Origin of the sequence: Streptomyces zhaozhouensis, from assembly GCF_900230195.1 — a bacterium.
Classification (GTDB): domain Bacteria; phylum Actinomycetota; class Actinomycetes; order Streptomycetales; family Streptomycetaceae; genus Streptomyces; species Streptomyces zhaozhouensis.
Map to the genome: position 1 here is coordinate 1 of NZ_OCNE01000020.1, position 20,287 is coordinate 20,287.

At 73.9% G+C, this 20,287-nt stretch carries 17 protein-coding genes and 1 rRNA gene; 11 read left to right on the top strand and 7 right to left on the bottom strand.

The annotated features are described in order from the left end of the window. Nucleotides 1-94 (top strand): 5S ribosomal RNA (gene rrf / locus CRP51_RS23045); the annotation flags it as partial. Between the two features lie 95 nt (nucleotides 95-189). Here the strand turns inward: rrf and CRP51_RS23050 are convergent. The 5 genes from CRP51_RS23050 to CRP51_RS23070 are packed head-to-tail and all read right to left on the bottom strand — an operon-like array spanning nucleotide 190 to nucleotide 5,548. Continuing rightward, nucleotides 190-1,500: a DUF58 domain-containing protein gene (locus CRP51_RS23050; protein ID WP_097233237.1), complete on the bottom strand. Its 1,311-nt coding sequence runs from the start codon at nucleotides 1,498-1,500 to the stop codon at nucleotides 190-192. Next, entirely contained in the window at nucleotides 1,500-2,468 is a 969-nt protein-coding gene (locus CRP51_RS23055) for an AAA family ATPase (protein ID WP_097233238.1), read from the bottom strand. The genes CRP51_RS23050 and CRP51_RS23055 overlap by 1 nt, the downstream gene beginning before the upstream one ends. Beyond that, nucleotides 2,465-3,694, bottom strand: a complete 1,230-nt coding sequence (locus CRP51_RS23060) for a DUF4350 domain-containing protein (RefSeq protein WP_097233239.1) — start codon at nucleotides 3,692-3,694, stop codon at nucleotides 2,465-2,467. The genes CRP51_RS23055 and CRP51_RS23060 overlap by 4 nt, the downstream gene beginning before the upstream one ends. Continuing rightward, the gene (locus CRP51_RS23065) at nucleotides 3,691-4,350 is read right to left on the bottom strand and encodes a DUF4129 domain-containing protein (RefSeq protein ID WP_097233240.1); all 660 of its coding nucleotides are present in this window, start codon (nucleotides 4,348-4,350) and stop codon (nucleotides 3,691-3,693) included. The genes CRP51_RS23060 and CRP51_RS23065 overlap by 4 nt, the downstream gene beginning before the upstream one ends. 4 nt (nucleotides 4,351-4,354) lie before the next feature. Beyond that, nucleotides 4,355-5,548, bottom strand: a complete 1,194-nt coding sequence (locus CRP51_RS23070) for a glycerophosphoryl diester phosphodiesterase membrane domain-containing protein (RefSeq protein WP_097233241.1) — start codon at nucleotides 5,546-5,548, stop codon at nucleotides 4,355-4,357. 176 nt (nucleotides 5,549-5,724) lie between these two features. On the opposite strand from CRP51_RS23070, the gene mtnA reads away from it, so the two are divergent. From mtnA to CRP51_RS23105, 7 genes are all read left to right on the top strand, one after another. After that, the gene (gene mtnA / locus CRP51_RS23075) at nucleotides 5,725-6,819 is read left to right on the top strand and encodes an S-methyl-5-thioribose-1-phosphate isomerase (protein ID WP_097233242.1); all 1,095 of its coding nucleotides are present in this window, start codon (nucleotides 5,725-5,727) and stop codon (nucleotides 6,817-6,819) included. Then, complete coding sequence (gene mtrA, locus CRP51_RS23080) at nucleotides 6,816-7,493, top strand: two-component system response regulator MtrA (protein WP_097233243.1); 678 nt, start codon at nucleotides 6,816-6,818, stop codon at nucleotides 7,491-7,493. The genes mtnA and mtrA overlap by 4 nt, the downstream gene beginning before the upstream one ends. 1 nt (nucleotide 7,494) lies before the next feature. Next, nucleotides 7,495-9,345 carry an MtrAB system histidine kinase MtrB gene (mtrB, locus tag CRP51_RS23085; protein ID WP_099459326.1) on the top strand — a complete coding sequence of 617 codons (1,851 nt, stop codon included), beginning with the start codon at nucleotides 7,495-7,497 and terminating at the stop codon, nucleotides 9,343-9,345. After that, nucleotides 9,332-11,164 (top strand): LpqB family beta-propeller domain-containing protein, encoded by a 1,833-nt coding sequence (locus CRP51_RS23090; protein WP_141514649.1) that lies wholly within the window; start codon nucleotides 9,332-9,334, stop codon nucleotides 11,162-11,164. The genes mtrB and CRP51_RS23090 overlap by 14 nt, the downstream gene beginning before the upstream one ends. 274 nt (nucleotides 11,165-11,438) lie before the next feature. Next, a complete protein-coding gene (locus tag CRP51_RS23095; protein ID WP_097233328.1) occupies nucleotides 11,439-12,143 on the top strand; it encodes a ComF family protein in 705 nt (234 codons plus the stop codon). 297 nt (nucleotides 12,144-12,440) lie between these two features. Next, nucleotides 12,441-13,133, top strand: coding sequence for a ribosome hibernation-promoting factor, HPF/YfiA family (gene hpf / locus CRP51_RS23100; protein WP_097233245.1), 693 nt, complete (start codon nucleotides 12,441-12,443; stop codon nucleotides 13,131-13,133). Nucleotides 13,134-13,276: 143 nt separating this feature from the next. Further along, nucleotides 13,277-13,996 (top strand): response regulator, encoded by a 720-nt coding sequence (locus CRP51_RS23105; RefSeq protein WP_097233246.1) that lies wholly within the window; start codon nucleotides 13,277-13,279, stop codon nucleotides 13,994-13,996. Nucleotides 13,997-14,034: 38 nt separating this feature from the next. On the opposite strand, the gene CRP51_RS23110 is transcribed toward CRP51_RS23105, so the two are convergent. Beyond that, nucleotides 14,035-15,228: a winged helix-turn-helix domain-containing protein gene (locus CRP51_RS23110; RefSeq protein WP_097233247.1), complete on the bottom strand. Its 1,194-nt coding sequence runs from the start codon at nucleotides 15,226-15,228 to the stop codon at nucleotides 14,035-14,037. 131 nt (nucleotides 15,229-15,359) lie between these two features. On the opposite strand from CRP51_RS23110, the gene secA reads away from it, so the two are divergent. Continuing rightward, complete coding sequence (secA, locus tag CRP51_RS23115) at nucleotides 15,360-18,182, top strand: preprotein translocase subunit SecA (protein ID WP_097233248.1); 2,823 nt, start codon at nucleotides 15,360-15,362, stop codon at nucleotides 18,180-18,182. A 95-nt stretch (nucleotides 18,183-18,277) separates the two neighbouring features. On the opposite strand, the gene CRP51_RS23120 is transcribed toward secA, so the two are convergent. Then, nucleotides 18,278-18,709, bottom strand: a complete 432-nt coding sequence (locus tag CRP51_RS23120) for an Rv3235 family protein (protein ID WP_097233249.1) — start codon at nucleotides 18,707-18,709, stop codon at nucleotides 18,278-18,280. A 220-nt stretch (nucleotides 18,710-18,929) separates the two neighbouring features. Here CRP51_RS23120 and CRP51_RS23125 point away from each other — a divergent pair, with 220 nt between their 5' ends. Together CRP51_RS23125 and CRP51_RS23130 are read left to right on the top strand one after the other, a co-directional pair. Beyond that, on the top strand, nucleotides 18,930-19,433 hold the full coding sequence (locus CRP51_RS23125) for a DUF6912 family protein (protein ID WP_097233250.1): 504 nt from the start codon (nucleotides 18,930-18,932) through the stop codon (nucleotides 19,431-19,433). 47 nt (nucleotides 19,434-19,480) lie between these two features. After that, on the top strand, nucleotides 19,481-20,179 hold the full coding sequence (locus CRP51_RS23130; RefSeq protein WP_097233251.1) for an HAD family hydrolase: 699 nt from the start codon (nucleotides 19,481-19,483) through the stop codon (nucleotides 20,177-20,179). The last annotated feature ends 108 nt before the right edge of the window (nucleotides 20,180-20,287 follow it).

The following is a 20,287-nucleotide window of genomic DNA, read 5'->3' on the forward strand; positions in this document are numbered from 1 at the left end:
AACGCCCGGTTACATTCCGAACCCGGAAGCTAAGCTCTTCAGCGCCGATGGTACTGCATGGGGGACCGTGTGGGAGAGTAGGACGCCGCCGGACAATTATTTGAATAAGCCGAGGGGCTTCACGGAAATCAATTTCCGTGAAGCCCCTCGGCTTTTTTGTTCTCTCCCTTTCCCGCCTTCCAGGTCAGCTCACAGCCGGCCGGTCGCCTTCAGCGTCAGATAGGCGTCGGCGAGGGCCGGCGCCAGGTTCGAGGGGGTGGCCTCGACGACGGTGACGCCCAGACCGCGGAGGCGTTGGGCCGTCAGCTGGCGTTCGGCGCGGTGATGGGCCGCAGAGGCGGCCTCGTAGACAGCGCTCACCGTGGAACGGCCCGCCTCCAGCTCGGCGACACGGGGGTCGCCCACCGCCGCGACCAGCACCGTGTGCCGCTCCGTCAGCCGAGGGAGCACCGGCAGCAGACCGGCCTCGACCGGGGCCGCCTCCAGTCCGGTGAAGAGGACCAGCAGCGACTGCCGGGGCGCCTGTGCGAGGGCCGTCGCCGCCAGGGCCGAGGTGTCGGTCTCGACCAGTCGGGGCTCCAGGGCGGCGAGCGCGGCCACCGTGGCCGGCAGCACGTCGGAGCCGGTGCGGCCCCGCACCGAGGCGCGGACCTCCCGGTCGAAGGCCAGCAGGTCCACCCGGTCGCCCGCGCGGTGGGCGAGGGCCGTCAGCAGCAGCGCGGCGTCCATCGCCGCGTCCAGACGGGGCACGTCGCCGACGCGGCCGGCCGAGGTCCGGCCGGTGTCCAGGACCAGCAGCAGATGCCGGTCGCGTTCCGGACGCCAGGTGCGGACGGCGACGGCAGAGCGGCGGGCGGTCGCGCGCCAGTCGATGGAGCGGACGTCGTCGCCCGGGACATAGTCGCGCAGACTGTCGAACTCGGTGCCCTCACCCCGGGTCAACACCGAGGTGCGGCCGTCGAGTTCGCGCAGCCGGGCCAGTTTCGCCGGCAGATGGCGGCGGCTGGTGAACGGCGGCAGCACCCGTACGGTCCACGGCACCTCGTGGCCGCCCTGGCGCGCCGCCAGGCCCAGCGGCCCGTGCGAGCGGACCGTGACCCGGACCGCCCGGTGGTCGCCCCTGCGGGTCGGGCGCAGCGTGGTGACGAGCCGGCGGCGTTCGCGCGGCGGCACGGTGAGGCGGTGCCGGGCGGCGGCGAACGCGGTGCCGGGTTGCCAGGAGCTGGGCGGCCAGGCGTCGCGCAGCTCGGCGCGCAGCGGGCGTCGGCCGTCGGGGTTGGTGACGGTCAGCCGCACCTCCGCCGTCTCGCCGAGGCGGGCCGAGGTGTCGCCGTCGCGGGCGAACCGCAGCGTGCGCACCGGGGCGGCCCTGGCCAGGTCGTAGAGGACGGCGGCCAGCAGCGGGAGCCCCACGGCGAGGACGCCGTGCCAGCCGGGCAGCAGCCCGACGACCAGCGCCCCCAGCGCGGCGATCAGCGCGGTGCGGCCGGTGAGGGCCATCAGCGGGGGACCGGGACGCGGGTGAGCAGGCCGGTGAGGACCCGGTCCGCGGTGACGCCCTCCATCTCGGCCTCCGGGCGTGGCCGGACGCGGTGGCGGAGGGTGGGCAGGGCGAGCGCCTTCACGTCGTCGGGGGTGACGAAGTCCCGGCCGGAGAGCCAGGCCCAGGCGCGGGCCGTGGCCAGCAGCGCGGTCGCGCCGCGCGGCGAGGTGCCCAGCGCGAGGGAGGGCGACTCGCGGGTCGCGCGGCAGAGGTCGACGACATAGCCGGTGATCTCCTGGGAGACCGTGACCCCGGCGACGGCGGCTCGGGCGTTGGCCAGGTCGGTGGCCCCGGCGACCGGGCGGACGCCGGCGGCGGCGAGGTCGCGGGGGTCGAAGCCGGCGGCGTGCCGGGTCAGCACGTCGACCTCCTGCTCGCGGGAGGGCAGCGGCAGCGTCAACTTCAGGAGGAAGCGGTCGAGTTGTGCCTCCGGCAACGGATAGGTGCCCTCGTACTCGATCGGGTTCTGGGTGGCCGCGACCATGAAGGGGTCGGGCAGCGGGCGCGGCTCGCCGTCCACGGTGACCTGGCGTTCCTCCATCGCCTCCAGCAGCGCGGCCTGGGTCTTGGGCGGGGTGCGGTTGATCTCGTCGGCGAGGAGGAGATGGGTGAAGACCGGCCCCGGCTGGAAGGAGAACTCGGCGCTGCGGGTGTCGTAGACCAGCGAGCCGGTGACGTCGCTCGGCATCAGGTCGGGGGTGAACTGGACGCGCTTGGTGTCGAGTGCGAGCGCGGTGGCGAGGGTGCGGACGAGCAGGGTCTTGGCGACGCCGGGGACGCCTTCGAGGAGCACGTGTCCCCGGCAGAGCAGCGCCACGACCAGGCCGGTGACGGCGGCGTCCTGGCCGACGACGGCCTTGCCGATCTCGGCGCGCAGGGACTCCAGCACCGCGTGCGGGGCTTCGGGTGAGGGTGCGGCGGTCACGGGCGTGGCTCCTCGCCTGTCGTGGGATCGGTGCGGGGTTCGGGGGCGGGCGGTTGCTCGGTGACGCGGCGTTCGAGCGCGTCGAGTGCGTCGGCGAGCCGGACCAGGGCGCGGTCGTCCTCGGGGGCGGGGCCGAAGAGCAGGGCGTGCGTCTCGGCGGCGGTGGCGCGGGTGTGGGCGGCGACGGCGGGCGGCAGCGCCTCGGGGTGGTGGGTGTCGGCTCGGGTGACGCCGACGACGGGGGCGAGGCGGGCGCGGGTCGCGGCGCGCAGGGCGTCGGCGGCCTGGGTCCTGGCGTGGGCGCGGTGGTACAGGCGGGCGCGGCCCTCGACGGTCTCGGCGGCGGGAACGGTGACGGGCAGCGGCTCGGTCACCACGGGGCCGAGGCGGCGGGCGCGCCAGAAGGCGGCGAGGGCGGCGGCGATGCCGAGTTGCAGGGCGGCCCAGCGCCAGCCGGGCGGCAGCAGGTCGGTGACGGAGCGCTGCTCGTCGGCGGCCGGTGCCTCCTCGCCGCTGGGCAGGTACCAGACGAGTCGCGGGTGGGCGCCGAGGAGTTGGAGGGCGAGAGAGGCGTTGCCCGCCTCGTCGAGGCGGTCGTTGGTGAGGATGTCGGGGGAGCCGAGGAGCACGGTCTCGCCGGTCGGGGTGGGGACGGTGGCGAGGGTGGCGGTGCCGCCGGCGGGGTAGCAGTCGGCGGCGTCGGTGGTGCCCTCGGGGAGGGCGTAGCGGTAGCCGCCGACGCGGGCCTCGCCGGCGCGTTCCGCGGTGGGCCAGGCGCAGCGCGGCGGGCGTTCCTCGGCCTCGACCGGTGGGGCGACGGTGACCCGCGGGGCGAACGCGGCGGTGGCCTCGGGGCCCGGGGCGACGAGCACGGTGCGGGTGGCGGCTTCGGCGGCGGCGCGGCGCAGGGTGTCGCGGGCGGTGGGGGTGAGGGCCTCGGGCCGGGCGACCAGCAGGGTGCTGTCGGGGCCGAGGGCGTCGGCGGCCTCGGCCGCGGTGGTGGCGAGGGTGGTGGTGACGCCGCGTTCCTCGAGGAGTTCGGCGACGGCGCGGCTGCCCTGGGGGACGCTGGCGCGGGGGTGGAGGGCGCCGCTCTCGCCGGAGTTGAGTACGGCGAGCAGCAGTCCCGCGAGCACCAGGGCGACGGCGCCGATGGCGAACGGGCGGGCGCGGCGCAGCAGTTGGCGTGCGTCGGGGGAGACCGCGGTGTCGGCGGGCGCGGTCACGGGGTGGTCCAGCCGGCGGCGGCGAGGTCGGGGGTGGCGCGGCGCGCGTCGTCGTCGAGGGCGGCGAGGCGGGCGTGGTCGTCCGCGGTGGCGGGGCGTTCGCCGTAGGCGACGGCGTCGAAGAGGGCGGCGGCGTCGTTCAGGCGGGGCGCGAGTGTGGGGAGGGCGCGGGCGGCCTCGGCGGCGGCCTCGGTGGCGGTGCGGCCGGGGCGCGGGTCGAGGAGGGCGCGTTCCTCCAGGGCGCGGACGAGGGCGCGCATCCGTTCGCGGACGGCGTCGGACCAGCGGCCGGCGGCGGCGTGTGCCTCGGCGGCGGCGCGGTGTTCGGCGGCGGTGAGGGGCTCGTCGGTGAACAGGGCCCGGCCGGCGCGGGGGCCCGTGGCGCCGCGCAGGGCGCCGAGGCGCAGGCGCACGGCGACGAGGACGGCGACCAGGATCAGCACGATCACCAGGAGCCCGAGCCAGCCGCCGGGGGTGTGGAAGGCGGCTGACTCCAGGGCTCCGAAGAGGCGTTCCCAGACCCAGTTCCAGACGCGGCGGAAGAGGCCGGGCTCGTGTCGGGTGTAGACGTCCTGGGAGAGTTCGCGTTCGGCGGCCTCCCTGGCCGGGGCGCTGGGCACGGTGAGCGGGGGGCCCACCTCGTCCGCCGAACGCACGGGGTCAGCGCTCCGGGCCGTCGTGGTCGGGGCCGCCGGCCTCCGGTCCCTTGTCTCCCGCGGGGTCCGTCTCGCCGGTGAGGCCGGCGGCGCGGGCGAGTTCGAGGTCGAGGGCCTCGCGGCGGATCCGCTGGTCGATGTAGAGCAGCGCGGTGACGCCGGCGCTGATGGGGAGGGTGAGGGTGGCGGCGATGACCGCGCCGATCCCGGAGAGGATCAGATAGGTCCACGTCATGTCGCCGATGTCGCCGGTGAGGGAGCTGGTGCCCTCGCCGTCGATGAAGCCGGCGATGGCGGTCGCGGGGAACTCGATGACGCCGCTGACGACGACGACCAGCAGCAGCATCAGCAGCTGGATGCCGAAGATCCGCCACCAGGTGCCCTCGACGAGCTTGGCCGAGCGGCGCAGGGAGGCGATGACGCCCTGGCGTTCCAGCATCAGCGCGGGCGCGGCGAGGGAGAGCCTGACGTAGAGCCAGACGGCGAGGACGGCGCCGCCGACGACGCCGAGCGCCGCGAGGCCGGCGCTGCCGGTGAGGGCGAGGGCGAACGCGGGGACGGCGACGGCGAGTACGGCCAGGAGCGGGACGAGCAGCACGACGCCGAGCAGGGGGAGGAGGCGGCTGCGGGAGTCACCCCACGCCTCTTCGAGGGTGACGCCGCGGCCGAGGACGGCGCGGCTGACGACCATGGTCAGCATCGCGGTGGCCAGGACGCTGCCGAGGAGGGTGACGATGCCGGTGACCGAGGTGAACGCGGCGAGGTCGCCGAGGGCCTGGCGCAGCTCCTCGTCGGTGGGGTCGGGGTTGTTCTCCAGGGCGTCCAGTCCCTCGCTGTCGCTGAGGAAGAGGCGCATGGCGATGGTGGCGGCGACCTGGGTGACGATGGCGATGCCGAGGCTGATGAGCAGCACGGTGCGCCAGTGGGCGCGGGCGGTGGAGACGGCGCCGTCGAAGAGTTCGCCGAGGGTCAGCGGGCGCAGCGGGACGACGCCCGGCTTGGGGGCCAGGGGCGTCGGGCCCCGGCCGCCCCAGCCGGGGGGCGGGGTCTGGCCCCAGCCGCCGGGGGCCTGTCCCCAGCCCTGGGGCGGGCCGCCGGCCGGCGGTGGGGGCCCCTGGGGCGGGGGACTCTGCTGCGGGCCGTTGTCCGGGTCCGGGGACGGGGACCCGGGCGAGGTCCAGCCCGGCTTGTCGCTCACGGTTGCTCCCTTGTGGTGTGGTTTCCGGGGGGTTGCCCCTTGCGGCCGTGTGCCGGTCCCGCCGTGTGCCGTTTTCCTGGCGCCCATCGTGCCATGGAGGTGGTGGCGGGGGGCCGGCCGTGTGCGTCGGGTGGTCGCGCCTTCTCCCGGCGGGGGGTGGGCGGCAGACTGGGGCAATGGCTGATCTGAGAGTCCCGACCCTGCGCTGGGCGGAGCCGCCCGAGGGTCCCGTGCTGTTGTTGCTCGACCAGACGCGACTCCCTTCCGAGGAGGTGGAGTTGACGGTCACTGACGTTCCCGGGCTGGTGGCGGCCATTCAGTCGCTGGCGGTGCGGGGGGCGCCGGTGCTGGGCGTCGCCGGCGCGTACGGGGTGGCGTTGGCCGCGGCGCGCGGCTTCGACGTGCGGGAGGCCGCGCGGTCGTTGGCCGAGGCGCGGCCGACCGCGGTGAACCTCGGGTACGGGGTGGCGCGCGCGGTCGCCGCGTACGAGGCGGCCGGCGGCGCGGGGGAGGCGGCGGCCGCGGCGGCGTTGGCCGAGGCGCGGGCGCTGCACCGGGAGGAGGTCGAGGACAGCGAGCGGATGGCGGCGCTGGGGCGCGGGTTGCTGGGCGAGTTGCTGCCGGGCGGCAGGTACCGGTTGCTGACGCACTGCAACACGGGCGCGTTGGTCTCCGTCGGCGGCGGGACGGCGTTCGCGGTGGCGCGCGCGGCGCACCGGGCGGGGGAGCTGCGGCGGCTGTGGGTCGACGAGACGCGGCCGTTGTTGCAGGGGGCGCGGCTGACCGCGTGGGAGGCGGCGCGGGAGGGGATGCCGTACACGGTGCAGGTGGACGGCGCGGCGGGGTCGCTCTTCGCGGCGGGTGAGGTGGACGCGGTGGTCGTGGGGGCCGACCGGATCGCGGCCGACGGCGCGGTGGCGAACAAGATCGGCACCTATGGCCTGGCGGTGCTGGCCCGGCATCACGGGGTGCCGTTCGTGGTGGTGGCGCCGGTGAGCACGGTGGATCTGGGGACGCCGGAGGGCGCGGCGATCCGAATCGAGCAGCGGCCGGGGCACGAGGTGACGGAGCTGGCTCCGGGGGTGCCGGTGGCGCCGGTGGGGGCGCAGGCGTACAACCCGGCGTTCGACGTGACGCCGCCGGAGCTGGTGACGGCGCTGGTGACGGAGCGTGGTGTGGTGGCGCCGGTGGATCACGGCGGGCTGGCCGAGGTGTGTTCCAGATCACGTTCATATGAGGCGCCATCGGGCAATGGGATGATGGGCCCATGAAGGGACGCGTACTCGTCGTCGATGACGACACCGCGCTGGCGGAGATGCTGGGCATCGTGCTGCGTGGGGAGGGGTTCGAGCCGTCGTTCGTGGCGGATGGCGACAAGGCGTTGGCCGCCTTCCGGGAGATCAAGCCGGATCTGGTGCTGCTGGACCTGATGCTTCCCGGACGGGACGGCATCGAGGTCTGCCGGCTGATCCGGGGTGAGTCCGGGGTGCCGATCGTCATGCTGACGGCCAAGAGCGACACGGTGGACGTGGTGGTGGGGCTGGAGTCCGGCGCCGACGACTACATCGTCAAGCCGTTCAAGCCGAAGGAGCTGATCGCCCGCATCCGGGCCCGGCTGCGGCGTTCCGAGGAGCCGGCGCCTGAGCAGTTGGCCATCGGCGACCTGGTGATCGACGTCGCGGGGCACTCGGTGAAGCGCGGCAGTCAGACGATCTCGCTGACGCCGCTGGAGTTCGACCTGCTGGTGGCGCTCGCGCGCAAGCCGTGGCAGGTGTTCACCCGCGAGGTGCTGCTCGAACAGGTCTGGGGTTACCGGCACGCGGCGGACACCCGGCTGGTGAACGTGCATGTACAGCGGCTGCGCTCGAAGGTGGAGCGGGACCCGGAGCGCCCCGAGATCGTGGTGACGGTGCGCGGCGTGGGCTACAAGGCCGGAACGAGCTGAGGTGTCCGACCGGGTGTGGTGGCGTGGTTCCCGGCTGTTGTCCGAAGGGGCGAACAGTGGCCGGGCGCAGCCAGCCATCCGGATCTTCGGCCGCGTGGCGCGCGGCCCGCTGCTGTCGGTGATGCGGCTGTGGCGGCGGAACATCCAGCTGCGGGTGGTCGCCAGCACGCTGCTGCTGTCGATGGCGGTGGTGCTGGTGCTGGGCGTGGTGGTCGTCGGGCAGGTGCGCAACGGGCTGCTGGAGGCGAAGCGGCAGACGGCGCAGAGCCAGGCCGACGGCGGCTTCGCCGTGGCGGAGGACCTGGCGGTCGACGCCGACGAGCGGGGCGACAGCGGCGCCGCGCCGGCCGTCGACGCGGGCACCTGGCTCAACAACATCGTGGAGCAGTTGGCCAGCGGCGGGCAGGGCGTCTACTACGTGGTGGCGCTCAGCTCCGACCAGGTGCCGTTCGGCCCGGACGACGGGCCGGCGCCGCCGCGGGGCACGCGTTCCATGGGGGACATCCAGGCTGCGGAGAGCATCTCGGCCGAGATGCGGCAGGCCCTCGACGGCTCGTCGGCGACATACCGCCAGTACGGCACGGTGGTGCGGGAGAACGGCGAGACCGAGGCCGCGCTGATCATCGGCAAGCGGTTGCCGGACAACGAGGGCAACCAGTACCAGCTGTACTACCTCTTCCCCTTCACGCAGGAGGAGAAGTCGCTCAGCCTGGTCACCGGCACGCTCGCCACGGCGGGGCTGTTCCTGGTGGCGCTGCTGGGCGCGATCGCCTGGCTGGTGGTGCGGCAGGTGGTGACCCCGGTGCGGATGGCGGCGGGGATCGCCGAGCGGCTGGCGGCGGGGCGGCTCCAGGAGCGGATGAAGGTCAGTGGCGAGGACGACATCGCCCGGCTCGGCGAGTCGTTCAACAAGATGGCGCGCAACCTCCAGACGCAGATCCAGCAGCTGGAGGAGCTCTCCCGGATGCAGCGCCGCTTCGTCTCCGACGTCTCGCACGAGCTGCGGACGCCGTTGACGACGGTGCGGATGGCCGCCGACCTGATCCACGAGGCGCGCGGCGACTTCGAGCCGGCGACCGCCCGCTCGGCCGAGCTGCTGCTGAGCCAGCTGGACCGGTTCGAGTCGTTGCTGGGCGACCTGTTGGAGATCAGCAGGTTCGACGCGGGCGCCGCCCATCTGGAGGCGGAGCCGACGGATCTGCGGGACGTGGTGCACCGGGTCGTCGAGGGCGCCGAGCCGCTGGCCGAGCGGAAGGGCGGGCGGCTGCTGGTGCGCGGTGACGGGGCGCCGGTGGTGGCGGAGGTCGACCCGCGCCGCATCGAGCGGGTGCTGCGGAACCTGGTGGTCAACGCGATCGAGCACGGCGAGGGCAGGGACGTGGTGGTGCGGCTGGCCGCCGGCCGGGACGGGCAGGCCGTCGCGGTCGCGGTGCGGGACTACGGCATCGGCCTGCGGCCTGGCGAGGCGGAGCGGGTCTTCAACCGCTTCTGGCGCGCCGACCCCGCGCGGGCGCGGACGACGGGCGGCACCGGCCTGGGGCTCTCCATCGCCACCGAGGACGCGCGGCTGCACGGCGGGCTGCTGGAGGCGTGGGGCGAGCCGGGCGGCGGCGCGCAGTTCCGGCTGACGCTGCCGTGCACGGTGGGCGCGCGCCCGCGTCGTTCGCCGCTGCCGTTGGAGCCGGACGACTCGCGGGCGCGCCGGGCGGTGCGCTCCGGGGCGATCGCGGGGGCGCGCGCCATCTCGGCGGGCGCGGGCGAGAGGAACGGGCACCCGGTCGGCCGCGACCCGGGGTCCTCGGCGTCGAGCAACGCCGCGAGCGGTGGGGAGGGCGGCCATGAACAGCGGTGAGACGCGCCGGTGTTGGCCGGCCGCTGCGGTGGTGTCGGTGCTGCTCCTCGCGGGCTGCGCCTCGATGCCGAGCGGAGGCTCGGTGCAGGGAGTCGACTCCTCGCAGCGCGCGGAGAGCGAGTCGCAGGTGCGGGTCGACGGGGTGAGCCCGGCGGAGGACGCCACCCCGCAGGAGATCGTGCAGGGCTTCCTTGAGGCGACGACCAGCGACGACGCCGAGTACGAGACGGCCAGGGAGTATCTGACGCCGGAGCGGCGCGAGCTGTGGGACCCGTTCGACAGCACGACGGTGCTGACGACGGCGGTCGACACGGGCGTGCCGGAGGTGGACGTCGACGAGGACAGTCGGGGTGAGCTGCGCCGGATCGAGATCTCGGGGACGCGGCTGGCCGAGGTCGACGACGGGCACGTCTACCGGCCCCGGGAGGGCGAGTTCCGCACCCTGCTCACGCTGCGGCGCGACGAGGGGCAGTGGCGGATCGACACGCTGCCCGACGGGCTGGTCATGGGCGAGCCGGACTTCCGGCGGATCTACCACGCGGTCAACACGTACTACTACGCCGACCTCAGCTCCGAGCCCGAGCGCGCGGAGCGCGGCGACGGCGTGCTGGTGCCGGACCCGATCTATGTGCGGCGGCGGGTGGAGCCCGTCTCGGAGAGCGTGCGCACCCTGCTGGCCGGGCCGAGCGACTGGCTGAGCCCGGTGGTCTCCTCGGAGTTCCCGCCGGACGTCGAGCTGACCGGCAGCGGCGTCACCATCGACGGCGAGGGCGAGTTGGGCGTGCGGCTGGCCGGGGTGCCGGAGGACTGGCCGAGGTCGCGGTGCCAGCGGATGGCGGCGCAACTGCTGCACACGGCGCAGGACGTGGCCTCCGTCGAGATCAAGGAGGCCAGGCTCAGGACCTCGTCGGGCGACGAGCTGTGCGAGCGGAAGGCGCAGGAGGCGCCCGAGGCGCCCCGTTACGAGCCGGGGCTGCTCGACGGCACCATGGGCCAGGGGTACTACGTGGACGGCGACGAGCGGCTGGTGTCGCTCTCCGAGGACTACGAGGAGAAGCCGTTCCCGGTCGACGGGCCGCTGGGCGAGCAGGGCGTCGGGCTGCGCAGCGCCGCCGTCAGCCGCGACGGGGAACACGCGGCGGGGGTGAGCGCCGACGGCTCGACGCTGTTGGTGGGCCCGTTGGACGACGAGGAGACCGTGGCGACGGAGCTGGTCCTGAGCACGGCGGCGGACGGCGGGCTGACCGCGCCGAGCTGGGACGGGCTCGGCGACCTGTGGCTCGCCGACCGGGACGCGGCCGAGCCCGAGCTGCTGCGGCTGAGCGACGGCGAGGACGCGCCCCGGGGCGTGCCGGTGGAGGGGCTGCGCGAGGGGGAACGGATCGAGGCGCTGCGGCTGGCGCCCGACGGGGTGCGGATCGCGATGCTGGTCGGCGACGGTGAGCGCAGCAGCCTTCAGATCGGGCGCGTCGAACGGACCAGGACCGACGAGGGGGTCGCCGTCGAGGTCACCGAACTGCGGCCGGTGGCACCGCAGTTGGCGGACACCGTCGCGGTCTCCTGGGCCGGGGACAGCGGGCTGGTGGTGGTCGGCCGCCCCGCGGACGGGGTCGAGCAGATCAGCCATGTGGAGACGGACGGATCCACGGGCGGCGGGCCCAGCGTGCCGGGCCTCAACGACGTGCGGGCCGTCGCCGCCACCGAGGAGGACGCGCTGCCGATGCTCGCCGAGACCGGCAACCGCATCGCGCGGCTGAGCGAGGACGGTCAGTGGAAGCTGGTCGCCGAGGTGGGGCAGGGGCCGTTCTACCCGGGGTGAGCGGCGCTCCCGGTCCTCCGCCCGGGTCTCCCCGGCCTTCCGGCTCCCGGCTCGTCCGGTCTCCCCGGCTCTGCCGGCGCGCTCGGCTCTCCGATTCTCTCGGCCTTCTCGGCTCCCCGGTCTCGGCTCCCCGGTCTTCTCGGCGTGGGCCCGCTTCGCGTCGTTCGTCGCGGGCCCGCTTCGCGTCGTTCGGCGTTGACGCGGGCTCCCCGTTTCGGGGGAACGGGGGGTGAACGTCGCCGCGCCGCGCGGGCGATGGGCCACGGTGGTGCCCATGCGCGGATGGTGGAGGGAGATCGCGGCCCTGGTGCTGCCCACGGAGTGCGCCGGTTGCGGTCGGGGGCGCGACGGTGTCTGCGGGGCGTGCGTCGCGGAGCTGCGCGCCGGTCGGGCGCGGCGGGTGCTCCCGGTGCCGGCTCCGGCGGGGCTGCCGCCGGTGTGGGCGGCGGCGCCGTACGCGGACGCGGTGCGGGGGATGCTGCTGGCCCACAAGGAGCGCGGGATGCTGCCGCTGGCCCGCCCGTTGGGGGCGGCGCTGGGGCACGCGGTGCTGGCCTCGGGTGCGGTGCGGCCGGGCGGGGGCGCGGGGTGGGCGCTGGTTCCGGTTCCGTCCTCGCGGGGCGCGGTGGTCCGGCGCGGGCACGACCCGACGCGCCGGATCGCGTCGCGCGCCGCGGGTGCGTTGCGCGCGGGCGGGGTGCCGGCGCGGGTGGTCCCGGCGTTGCGGCTGGTGCGGCCGGTGGCCGACCAGGCGGGGCTGCCGGGGTGGGCCCGCGCGGAGAACCTCGCGGGGGCGCTCGCCGTGCGGCCGGGCGCGCTGGCCGCGGGGGCGCCCGTGGTGCTGGTCGACGACGTGGTGACGACCGGCGCCTCGCTCGCGGAGGCCGCCCGCGCGGTGCGCGCCGGCGGTGCGCGTCCGGTGGCGGCCGCGGTGGTCGCGGGGCCGCTTTCGGCATGGGTCGGGCGTACGCGTGGGTAGGGGTGCCGGACCGGGGTGGTCAGCGGTACGTTCGAAGGAGAGCGGATATGCGCATTCCGTTTCGGAACGGATGATCAGCCCGCCATAACTACAGATGCCCGTATGTTCGCGAAGGATCGACTTCCGACCATCACCCCGTTGTCGGAGGGGGTGTTGATCTTCCTCCCCGGGGAAGAGGAGGTGAAAGTCGTAACCCCGTCGTAACGCCGGGGAAGGGCCGTGGACACCGGCCCGCCCGGCGAAAGTGCACCAAGGAGGGTCCCACCCGGCGTGGGGCCGTCCGGGAACGGAGTTCACGTGGACATCGTCGTCAAGGGCCGCAAGACCGAGGTACCGGAGCGCTTCCGTCGCCATGTGGCCGAGAAGCTGAAGCTGGACAAGATCCAGAGGATCGACGGCAAGGTGACCCGTCTCGACGTGGAGGTGTCCAAGGAGCCCAACCCGCGCCAGGCGGACCGTTCCGACCGGGTCGAGATCACCATGCGCCACCGGGGCCCCGTGGTGCGCGCCGAGGCGTCGGCCGCGGACCCGTACGCGGCACTGGACCTCGCGGTGGAGAAGCTGGAGTCCCGGCTGCGCAGGGAGAACGACAAGCGCACCTCCCGCAGGGGGCGCGGGCGCATCCCGGCCAGCGCCGTCGCCGATGTGGTGCCGGACGCGGCGCCGCTGAACGGGCACGGGATGCTGCCGGCGCAGACCCCCGAGCCGGACGAGGTGCCGGTGCGGAAGATGGGCCCGGTGGTGGTGGAGGGCGACGGGCCGCTGGTGGTCAGGGAGAAGACCCACACCGCCGCCCCGATGGGCCTGGACCAGGCGCTCTACGAGATGGAGCTGGTGGGCCACGACTTCTATCTCTTCGTCGACATCGAGACCAAGCAGCCGAGCGTCGTCTACCGGCGCCACGCGTACGACTACGGCGTGATCCGGTTGGAGACCGACCCGTTGGGTGAGGTCGCGCCGGAGGGCGCGGGCGGCACGCTGGGCGCCTGAGGGCGCGCCGCGCCCGAACACGCGCACCCCTTGGCCGGATCGGGGATCCGGCCGGGGGTGTCGCCATGGAATCATGGGGGGTGGCCGAGTGTGGTGAACCGGCCAGGGGGAGGGATGCGACGGTGGAGACGTTCGGACCCAGAATGTCCAGGGGGCGGCCGGTCCCCGGGGCCGAGCGGGAGCCGGAGGCCGCGCGTGAGCCGATCCGGGTCCTGGTGGTGGACGACCACGAGCTGTTCCGGCGGGGGCTGGAGATCGTGCTCGCGCAGGAGTCCGACATCGAGGTCGTCGGGGAGGCCGGCGACGGCGCCGAGGCGGTGGAGAAGGCGGCGGACCTGCTGCCCGACATCGTGCTGATGGACGTGCGGATGCCGCGGCGCGGCGGCATCGAGGCGTGCACCTCGATCAAGGAGGTGGCCCCCAGCGCGCGGATCATCATGCTGACCATCAGCGACGAGGAGGCCGACCTCTACGACGCGATCAAGGCGGGGGCGACCGGCTACCTCCTGAAGGAGATCTCCACGGACGAGGTGACCGCCGCGATCCGCGCCGTGGCCGACGGGCAGTCGCAGATCAGCCCCTCGATGGCGGCGAAGCTGCTCACCGAGTTCAAGTCGATGATCCAGCGCACCGACGAGCGGCGCCTGGTCCCCGCGCCACGGCTGACCGACCGGGAGCTGGAGGTCCTGAAACTGGTGGCCACGGGGAAGAACAACCGGGACATCGCCAAGGAGCTGTACATCAGCGAGAACACGGTCAAGAACCACGTGCGGAACATCCTGGAGAAGCTCCAGCTCCACTCCCGCATGGAGGCCGTCGTCTACGCGATGCGCGAGAAGATCCTGGACCTGGAGACCGGCTGACCCGGCCGGGGCGGCCCCCGCCCCGGCCGGGCGCCGACCTAGGGAAGGGCCGCCGCCAGCGGGGCGGCCAGCTCCGCCGGGGTGCAGCGCTCCACCCGCACCTGGTCGCAGCCGACCCAGCCGGCCGCCTCGACCAGCGCCTGGGCCATCGCCGGCACCGCCTTCTCCGCGCGGTGCGTCTGCCCCTCGAACGCCGCGTGCCTGGCGACCAGCGTGCGGCCCTCGCGCGCCGGATCGACCCGGCCCAGCAGCCGGCCCCCGGCCAGCAGCGGCATCGCGAAGTAGCCGTATATCCGCTTGGGCCGGGGAACGTACGCCTCCAGCCGGTGGAAGAAGCCGAAGATCCGCTCGGTGCGCGGCCGGTCCCACACCAGCGAGTCGAACGGCGACAGCAGCGTCGTGCGGTGGCGCCCGCGCGGCGGGTCGGCCAACGCCGCCGGGTCGGCCCAGGCCCGGTGCCGCCGGCCCTGCGACTCGGGCTCCGGCCAGCCCGCGACCGTCACCGGCACCAGCCCCGTGTCCTCGATCACCGCCTCCACCTCGGCGCCCCGCAGCCGGTGGTAGTCCGCCAGATCCGCCTGGGTGGCCACGCCCATCGCGACACCCGCCTGGGTGACCAGCCGGCGCAGGCACTCCTCGTCGTTCAGCCGATCGTGGTAAAGCTCCTCGGGCAGGGCCCGCTCCGGGAGGTCGTAGACGCGCTTCCAGCCCTGCCGCCGGGTGACCACCACGTCCCCCAGCATCAGCGCCCGCTCCACGGCGACCTTGCTCTCGCTCCAGTCCCACCAGGGGCCGCCGTTCTTCGCGCCGCCCAGCTCCGTGGCCGTCGAGGGGCCCTCGGCGCGCAGCTGGTCGAGCACCCGCCGGTAGGCGGCCTCCGGCACCTCCTGCGACCAGCTGGTGCGGGCGCGGTAGGCCCGGCGGCGGAACGCGAAGAGCGGCCACTCCTCGATGGGCAGCACGCAGGCCGCGTGCGACCAGTACTCGAAGGCGCTCCGCCCCGACCAGTACGCCTCCTCGACGGCGGGCCGGCCCACCGCGCCCAGCCGGGCGTAGGGCAGCAGCTCGTGGGAGCGGGCCAGCACGGAGATCGTGTCCAGCTGGACGGCGCCGAGGTCGCGCAGCACCCCGCGCACCCCGGCCCGGCGGTCCGGCGAGCCGAGCAGACCCTGGGCACGTAGGGCGACGCGGCGGGCCTCGTCCGCGGAGAGCGACAAAACAGCGGCAGTCATGGGGGGATCGTAGGGCCGACCACTGACACCCGTGTGGGCGCTCGCATACCATGGCCGGTGCGGCGGGGCCATTCCGCTGTGCCCGCGATCCCATGTCGCGCCAGGCCCGACCGGCAAGGAGACCAGCCCTCGTGTCCGTCTTCAACAAGATCATGCGTGCAGGCGAAGGCAAGATCCTGCGCAGGTTGCAGCGCCTCGCCAAAGAGGTCAACTCGATTGAAGAGGACTTCGTCGATCTGACGGACGCCGAGCTTCGGGCCCTGACGGACGAGTACAAGCAGCGCTACGCCGACGGCGAGAGCCTGGACGACCTGCTGCCCGAGGCGTTCGCCACGGTGCGCGAGGCCGCCAAGCGCGTCCTCAAGCAGCGCCACTACGACGTGCAGTTGATGGGCGGCGCCGCGATGCACCTCGGCTATGTGGCCGAGATGAAGACCGGTGAGGGCAAGACCCTCTCCGGCACGCTGCCGGCGTATCTGAACGCGCTCTCCGGCAAGGGCGTCCACATCATCACGGTCAACGACTACCTGGCGCAGCGCGACTCCGAGTGGATGGGCCGGGTGCACCGCTTCCTCGGCCTGTCGGTCGGCTGCATCACCTCCGGGATGCGCCCCGCGCAGCGCCGCGAGCAGTACGCCTGCGACATCACCTACGGCACCAACAACGAGTTCGGCTTCGACTACCTGCGCGACAACATGGCGTGGTCGAAGGACGAGCTGGTGCAGCGCGGGCACAACTTCGCCACCGTCGACGAGGTCGACTCCATCCTGATCGACGAGGCCAGGACCCCGCTGATCATCTCGGGCCCCGCCGACCAGGCCACCAAGTGGTACGCGGACTTCGCCAAGCTGGCCCAGCGCCTGGAGAAGGGCGAGCCGGCCGTCCCCACCCGCCAGGAGCCCGAGACGGGCGACTACGACGTGGACGAGAAGAAGCGCACGGTCGCCATTCACGACGCGGGTGTCAGCAAGGTCGAGGACTGGCTGGGGATCGACAACCTCTACGAGTCGGTCAACACCCCGCTCGTCGGCTATCTGAACAACGCCATCAAGGCGAAGGAACTGTTCAAGAAGGACAAGGACTACGTCGTCATCGACGGCGAGGTCGTGATCGTCGACGAGCACACCGGGCGCATCCTCGCCGGTCGGCGGTACAACGAGGGGATGCACCAGGCCATCGAGGCCAAGGAGGGGGTGAAGATCAAGGACGAGAACCAGACGCTCGCCAAGATCACCCTCCAGAACTACTTCCGCCTCTACGACCGGCTCTCCGGCATGACCGGTACGGCGATGACCGAGGCCGCCGAGTTCCACCAGATCTACAAGCTCGGCGTCGTCCCGATCCCGACCCACCGGCCGATGGCCCGCGCGGACCAGGCGGACCTGATCTACCGCACCGAGCCGGCGAAGTTCGCCGCCGTGGTGGACGACATCGTCGAGCGCCACGAGAAGGGCCAGCCGGTGCTGGTCGGCACCACCTCGGTGGAGAAGTCCGAGTACCTCTCGCAGCAGCTCAACAAGCGCGGCGTGCGCCACGAGGTGCTCAACGCGAAGAACCACGAGCGGGAGGCGGCGATCGTCGCCAAGGCCGGCCGCAAGGGCGCCGTCACCGTCGCGACCAACATGGCCGGCCGTGGTACCGACATCAAGCTCGGCGGGAACCCGGACGACATCGCCGAGGAGGAGCTGCGCGCCAAGGGCCTGGACCCGGGGGAGCAGCCCGAGGAGTGGGCGGCCGAGCTGCCGGCCGCGCTGGAGCGGGCCGAGCGGTCGGTGAAGGCCGAGTTCGAGGAGGTCACCTCGCTCGGGGGGCTGTACGTGCTGGGCACCGAGCGCCATGAGTCGCGCCGGATCGACAACCAGCTGCGCGGTCGTTCCGGCCGGCAGGGCGACCCGGGCGAGTCCCGCTTCTACCTGTCGCTCGGCGACGACCTGATGCGGCTCTTCAAGGCGCAGATGGTCGAGCGGGTCATGGCCATGGCCAACGTGCCGGACGACGTCCCGATCGAGAACAAGATGGTGACGCGCGCGATCGCCTCCGCCCAGGGCCAGGTCGAGCAGCAGAACTTCGAGATCCGCAAGAACGTCCTCAAGTACGACGAGGTGCTGAACCGGCAGCGCGAGGTCATCTACGACGAGCGGCGCCGCGTGCTCTCCGGGGAGGACCTCCAGGAGCAGGTCGGCTACTTCATGGACGACACCATCGAGGCGTATGTCCAGGCGGAGACCGTCGAGGGCTTCGCCGAGGAGTGGGACATGGACCGGCTGTGGGGCGCGTTCAAGCAGCTCTACCCCGTCCAGGTCACCGTGGAGGATCTGGAGGAGGAGTCCGGCGGCCGGGACGGGCTGACGCCCGAGTTCCTCACGGAGGCCGTCAAGGAGGACATCCACGAGCAGTACACCCGCCGCGAGGAGGAGCTGGGCTCCGAGGTGACGCGGGAGCTGGAGCGGCGCGTGGTGCTCTCCGTGCTGGACCGGAAGTGGCGCGAGCACCTCTACGAGATGGACTACCTCCAGGAGGGCATCGGGCTGCGCGCGATGGCGCAGCGTGACCCGGTGGTCGAGTTCCAGCGCGAGGGCTTCGACATGTTCACCGCGATGCTGGAGGGCATCAAGGAGGAGTCGGTCGGCTATCTCTTCAACCTGGAGGTCCAGGTCGAGCGGCAGGTCGAGCAGGTGCCCGTGCAGGGCGAGGCCAAGGAGGCGGAGACCGAGGGCGGCCTGGAGCCCGCTCCGGCCGGCGCGCGTCCCGCGATCCTCGCCAAGGGCCTCGAAGCGCCCAAGCCCGCCCAGGGGCTGCGGTACTCGGCGCCGACGGTGGACAGCGCCGGGGGCGTCGTCGAGGGCGACTTCACCGCCGAGGACGCCGCGCCCGCCGCCACCAGCAGCGGCCAGGGGCAGACCCGCGCCGAGCGGCGCAAGGCCCAGAAGGGCGGCCGCCGCCGCAAGAAGTGATCTCGCGCGGCGCGCACGCCGACGGCGCCGAAGGGGGCGTGTCCCGCACGGGGCGCGCCCCCGCGCCGTGCGCGCGGCGGGCCGGCGACGGGCGGTCACGGGACCGTGTCCAGCTCGACGGCGACGCAGCGCCAGCCGCCCGGACGCTGTTCGAGCCGGAACGCCAGGGCCCTGGTGCGGTCCCCGACGCTGAACACCGCGCACGCCTCGATCGCGGCACTGCTGGGGCGCGAGCCGCGCACCACGCGCAGCGCCGGCGTCGGCTCGCCCTCGGTGGGGCGGAGCGGGGCGAGCGGCGCGAGCCGGACCAGCCGCTCGTAGGCCGGGTCCCGCACATGGCCGAGCAGCGCGGTGACCGGCCGCTGCCCGCTGAGGACCAGCAGCAGCTGGCGGGCGAACCACTCCTGCGGACGCGCGAGCGACCGCCCGCCCCGCCGCGGCTCGGGCCTCCTCGGGTCGGTGCGCCGACCCCCGGGACCGGTCGGCCGAGGGCCGCGCTGGCCCCCTGGACCCCGATGACTGGCCATGGCAGCTGGCACCTTTCCCCCGCGCCGCCTACCCCCGCGCCGCGTGGTGCTACTGATGGGTTCTACTGACAAGTAACGAGTACGGAGTGTAATCAAGTCCCCACCGTCGGGCAAGAGTTGACCGGAGCGCGCGGAGGTCGACGGCGGGGCGCGAGGGGGGCTCGCGCGCCCCCTGGTAGGGTGAGGCGGCCTTCAGGCCCAGGAAGGAAGCGTCGGTTCAGTGCGCGTCTACATTCCCCTCACGCTCTCCGGGCTCGCTCGGCTCCACAACGCCAGGGAGATCGCCCCGGCCCCCCTCACCGCCTACGCCGTGACCCCCGCGCTGCGCGAGTGGTATCTCTCGGGCAACGAGGAGGAGTTGGAGTACGCGGCGCTGAGCAGGGCAGCCGTTGCCTCGTTGCGGCTGGTCGCCACCGAGCTGGGGGTGGCCAGGAGGCGCGTCGTGGTGGCCGCCGAGGTGCCGGACGGTGTGGCGTTCGCCGATCCCGACATGGCGCTGACGGGTGAGGCGTTGGGCGAGGTGCGGCTCACCGAGGCGGTCCCGCTCGTCTGGCTGGCCGCGCTGCACGTGGACGCCGAGGACGCCGCGGAGGCCGTCGCCGCCGCGGCCGACGCCGTGGGCGCCGCCGACCAGGGTGACGACGACGCCAGGTTCGTGGTGGACGGCGCCGCCGACCACGAACTGCTCTGGTACGGCGTGCAGGAGCTCGACCAGCTGCTCTGACGCCGGCGCCCTGCCGCGTTGTCAGTGCCCCGCCGTAGTGTGCGGGCATGGCTTCTTCGCAGGACCCGGCCCCCCGACGCGACCCGGTGCCCCACCTCGTCTGGGACTGGAACGGCACGCTGCTGCACGACATCGAGATCGTCCTCGCCGCGACCAACGCGGCCTTCGCCGAGGTCGGGATAGCCGGGATGACCCTGGAGCGGTACCGCGAGCTGTACTGCGTCCCGATCAGCGAGTTCCAGCGCAGGGCCCTGGGCCGCGCGGTCACCGCCGAGGAGGCGCGGGCGCTGGACGAGGCGTTCCACCGGCACTACTTCGCCCACTCCGACACGGCCGCCCTCGCCGACGGCGCCGCCGACCTGGTCACCGGCTGGGCGCGGGCGGGGCGGACGCAGTCCGTCTGCTCGCTGGCGGAGCACGACCGGCTCGGGCCCTGGCTGACCCGGCTGGGCATCGCCGAGCACTTCCTGCGCGTCGACGGCAGCCGGGACGCGGGGCCCTCGGTCGGCAAGGCCGCCCAGATGGCCCGTCACCTGGCGGCCATGGCGGGGGTCGACCCGGCGCGGGTGGTGGTCATCGGCGACGCCGCGGACGACGCGCGGGCGGCGGCCCACGCGGGTGCCAAGGCCGTGCTGTACACGGGCGGTTCGCACAGTCGGCGGAGCCTGTCAGGCGCCGGCGTGCCGGTGGTCGACAGCCTCGCGGAGGCGGTGTCCGTCGCCGAGGAGGTGGTGCGCCGCGGCTGACGCGCCGGCGCATGGCGACCGGCGCCCGTTCGCGTCGGGAGACGGGGCGATAGCCTGGGGCCGTGTTCAGTGCGATAGCCGCCTGCCTCCGAACGGGAGGCAACGTGG

Excerpts from the sequence above, each read along its gene's own strand:
- CRP51_RS23120 (WP_097233249.1), bottom strand. The coding sequence starts at position 18,709 with ATGGCCAGTCATCGGGGTCCAGGGGGCCAGCGCGGCCCTCGGCCGACC.
- CRP51_RS23105 (WP_097233246.1), top strand. The coding sequence starts at position 13,277 with ATGTCCAGGGGGCGGCCGGTCCCCGGGGCCGAGCGGGAGCCGGAGGCC.
- mtnA (WP_097233242.1), top strand. The coding sequence starts at position 5,725 with ATGGCTGATCTGAGAGTCCCGACCCTGCGCTGGGCGGAGCCGCCCGAG.
- CRP51_RS23095 (WP_097233328.1), top strand. The coding sequence starts at position 11,439 with ATGCGCGGATGGTGGAGGGAGATCGCGGCCCTGGTGCTGCCCACGGAG.
- CRP51_RS23090 (WP_141514649.1), top strand. The coding sequence starts at position 9,332 with ATGAACAGCGGTGAGACGCGCCGGTGTTGGCCGGCCGCTGCGGTGGTG.
- CRP51_RS23110 (WP_097233247.1), bottom strand. The coding sequence starts at position 15,228 with ATGACTGCCGCTGTTTTGTCGCTCTCCGCGGACGAGGCCCGCCGCGTC.
- CRP51_RS23130 (WP_097233251.1), top strand. The coding sequence starts at position 19,481 with ATGGCTTCTTCGCAGGACCCGGCCCCCCGACGCGACCCGGTGCCCCAC.
- mtrA (WP_097233243.1), top strand. The coding sequence starts at position 6,816 with ATGAAGGGACGCGTACTCGTCGTCGATGACGACACCGCGCTGGCGGAG.
- CRP51_RS23050 (WP_097233237.1), bottom strand. The coding sequence starts at position 1,500 with ATGGCCCTCACCGGCCGCACCGCGCTGATCGCCGCGCTGGGGGCGCTG.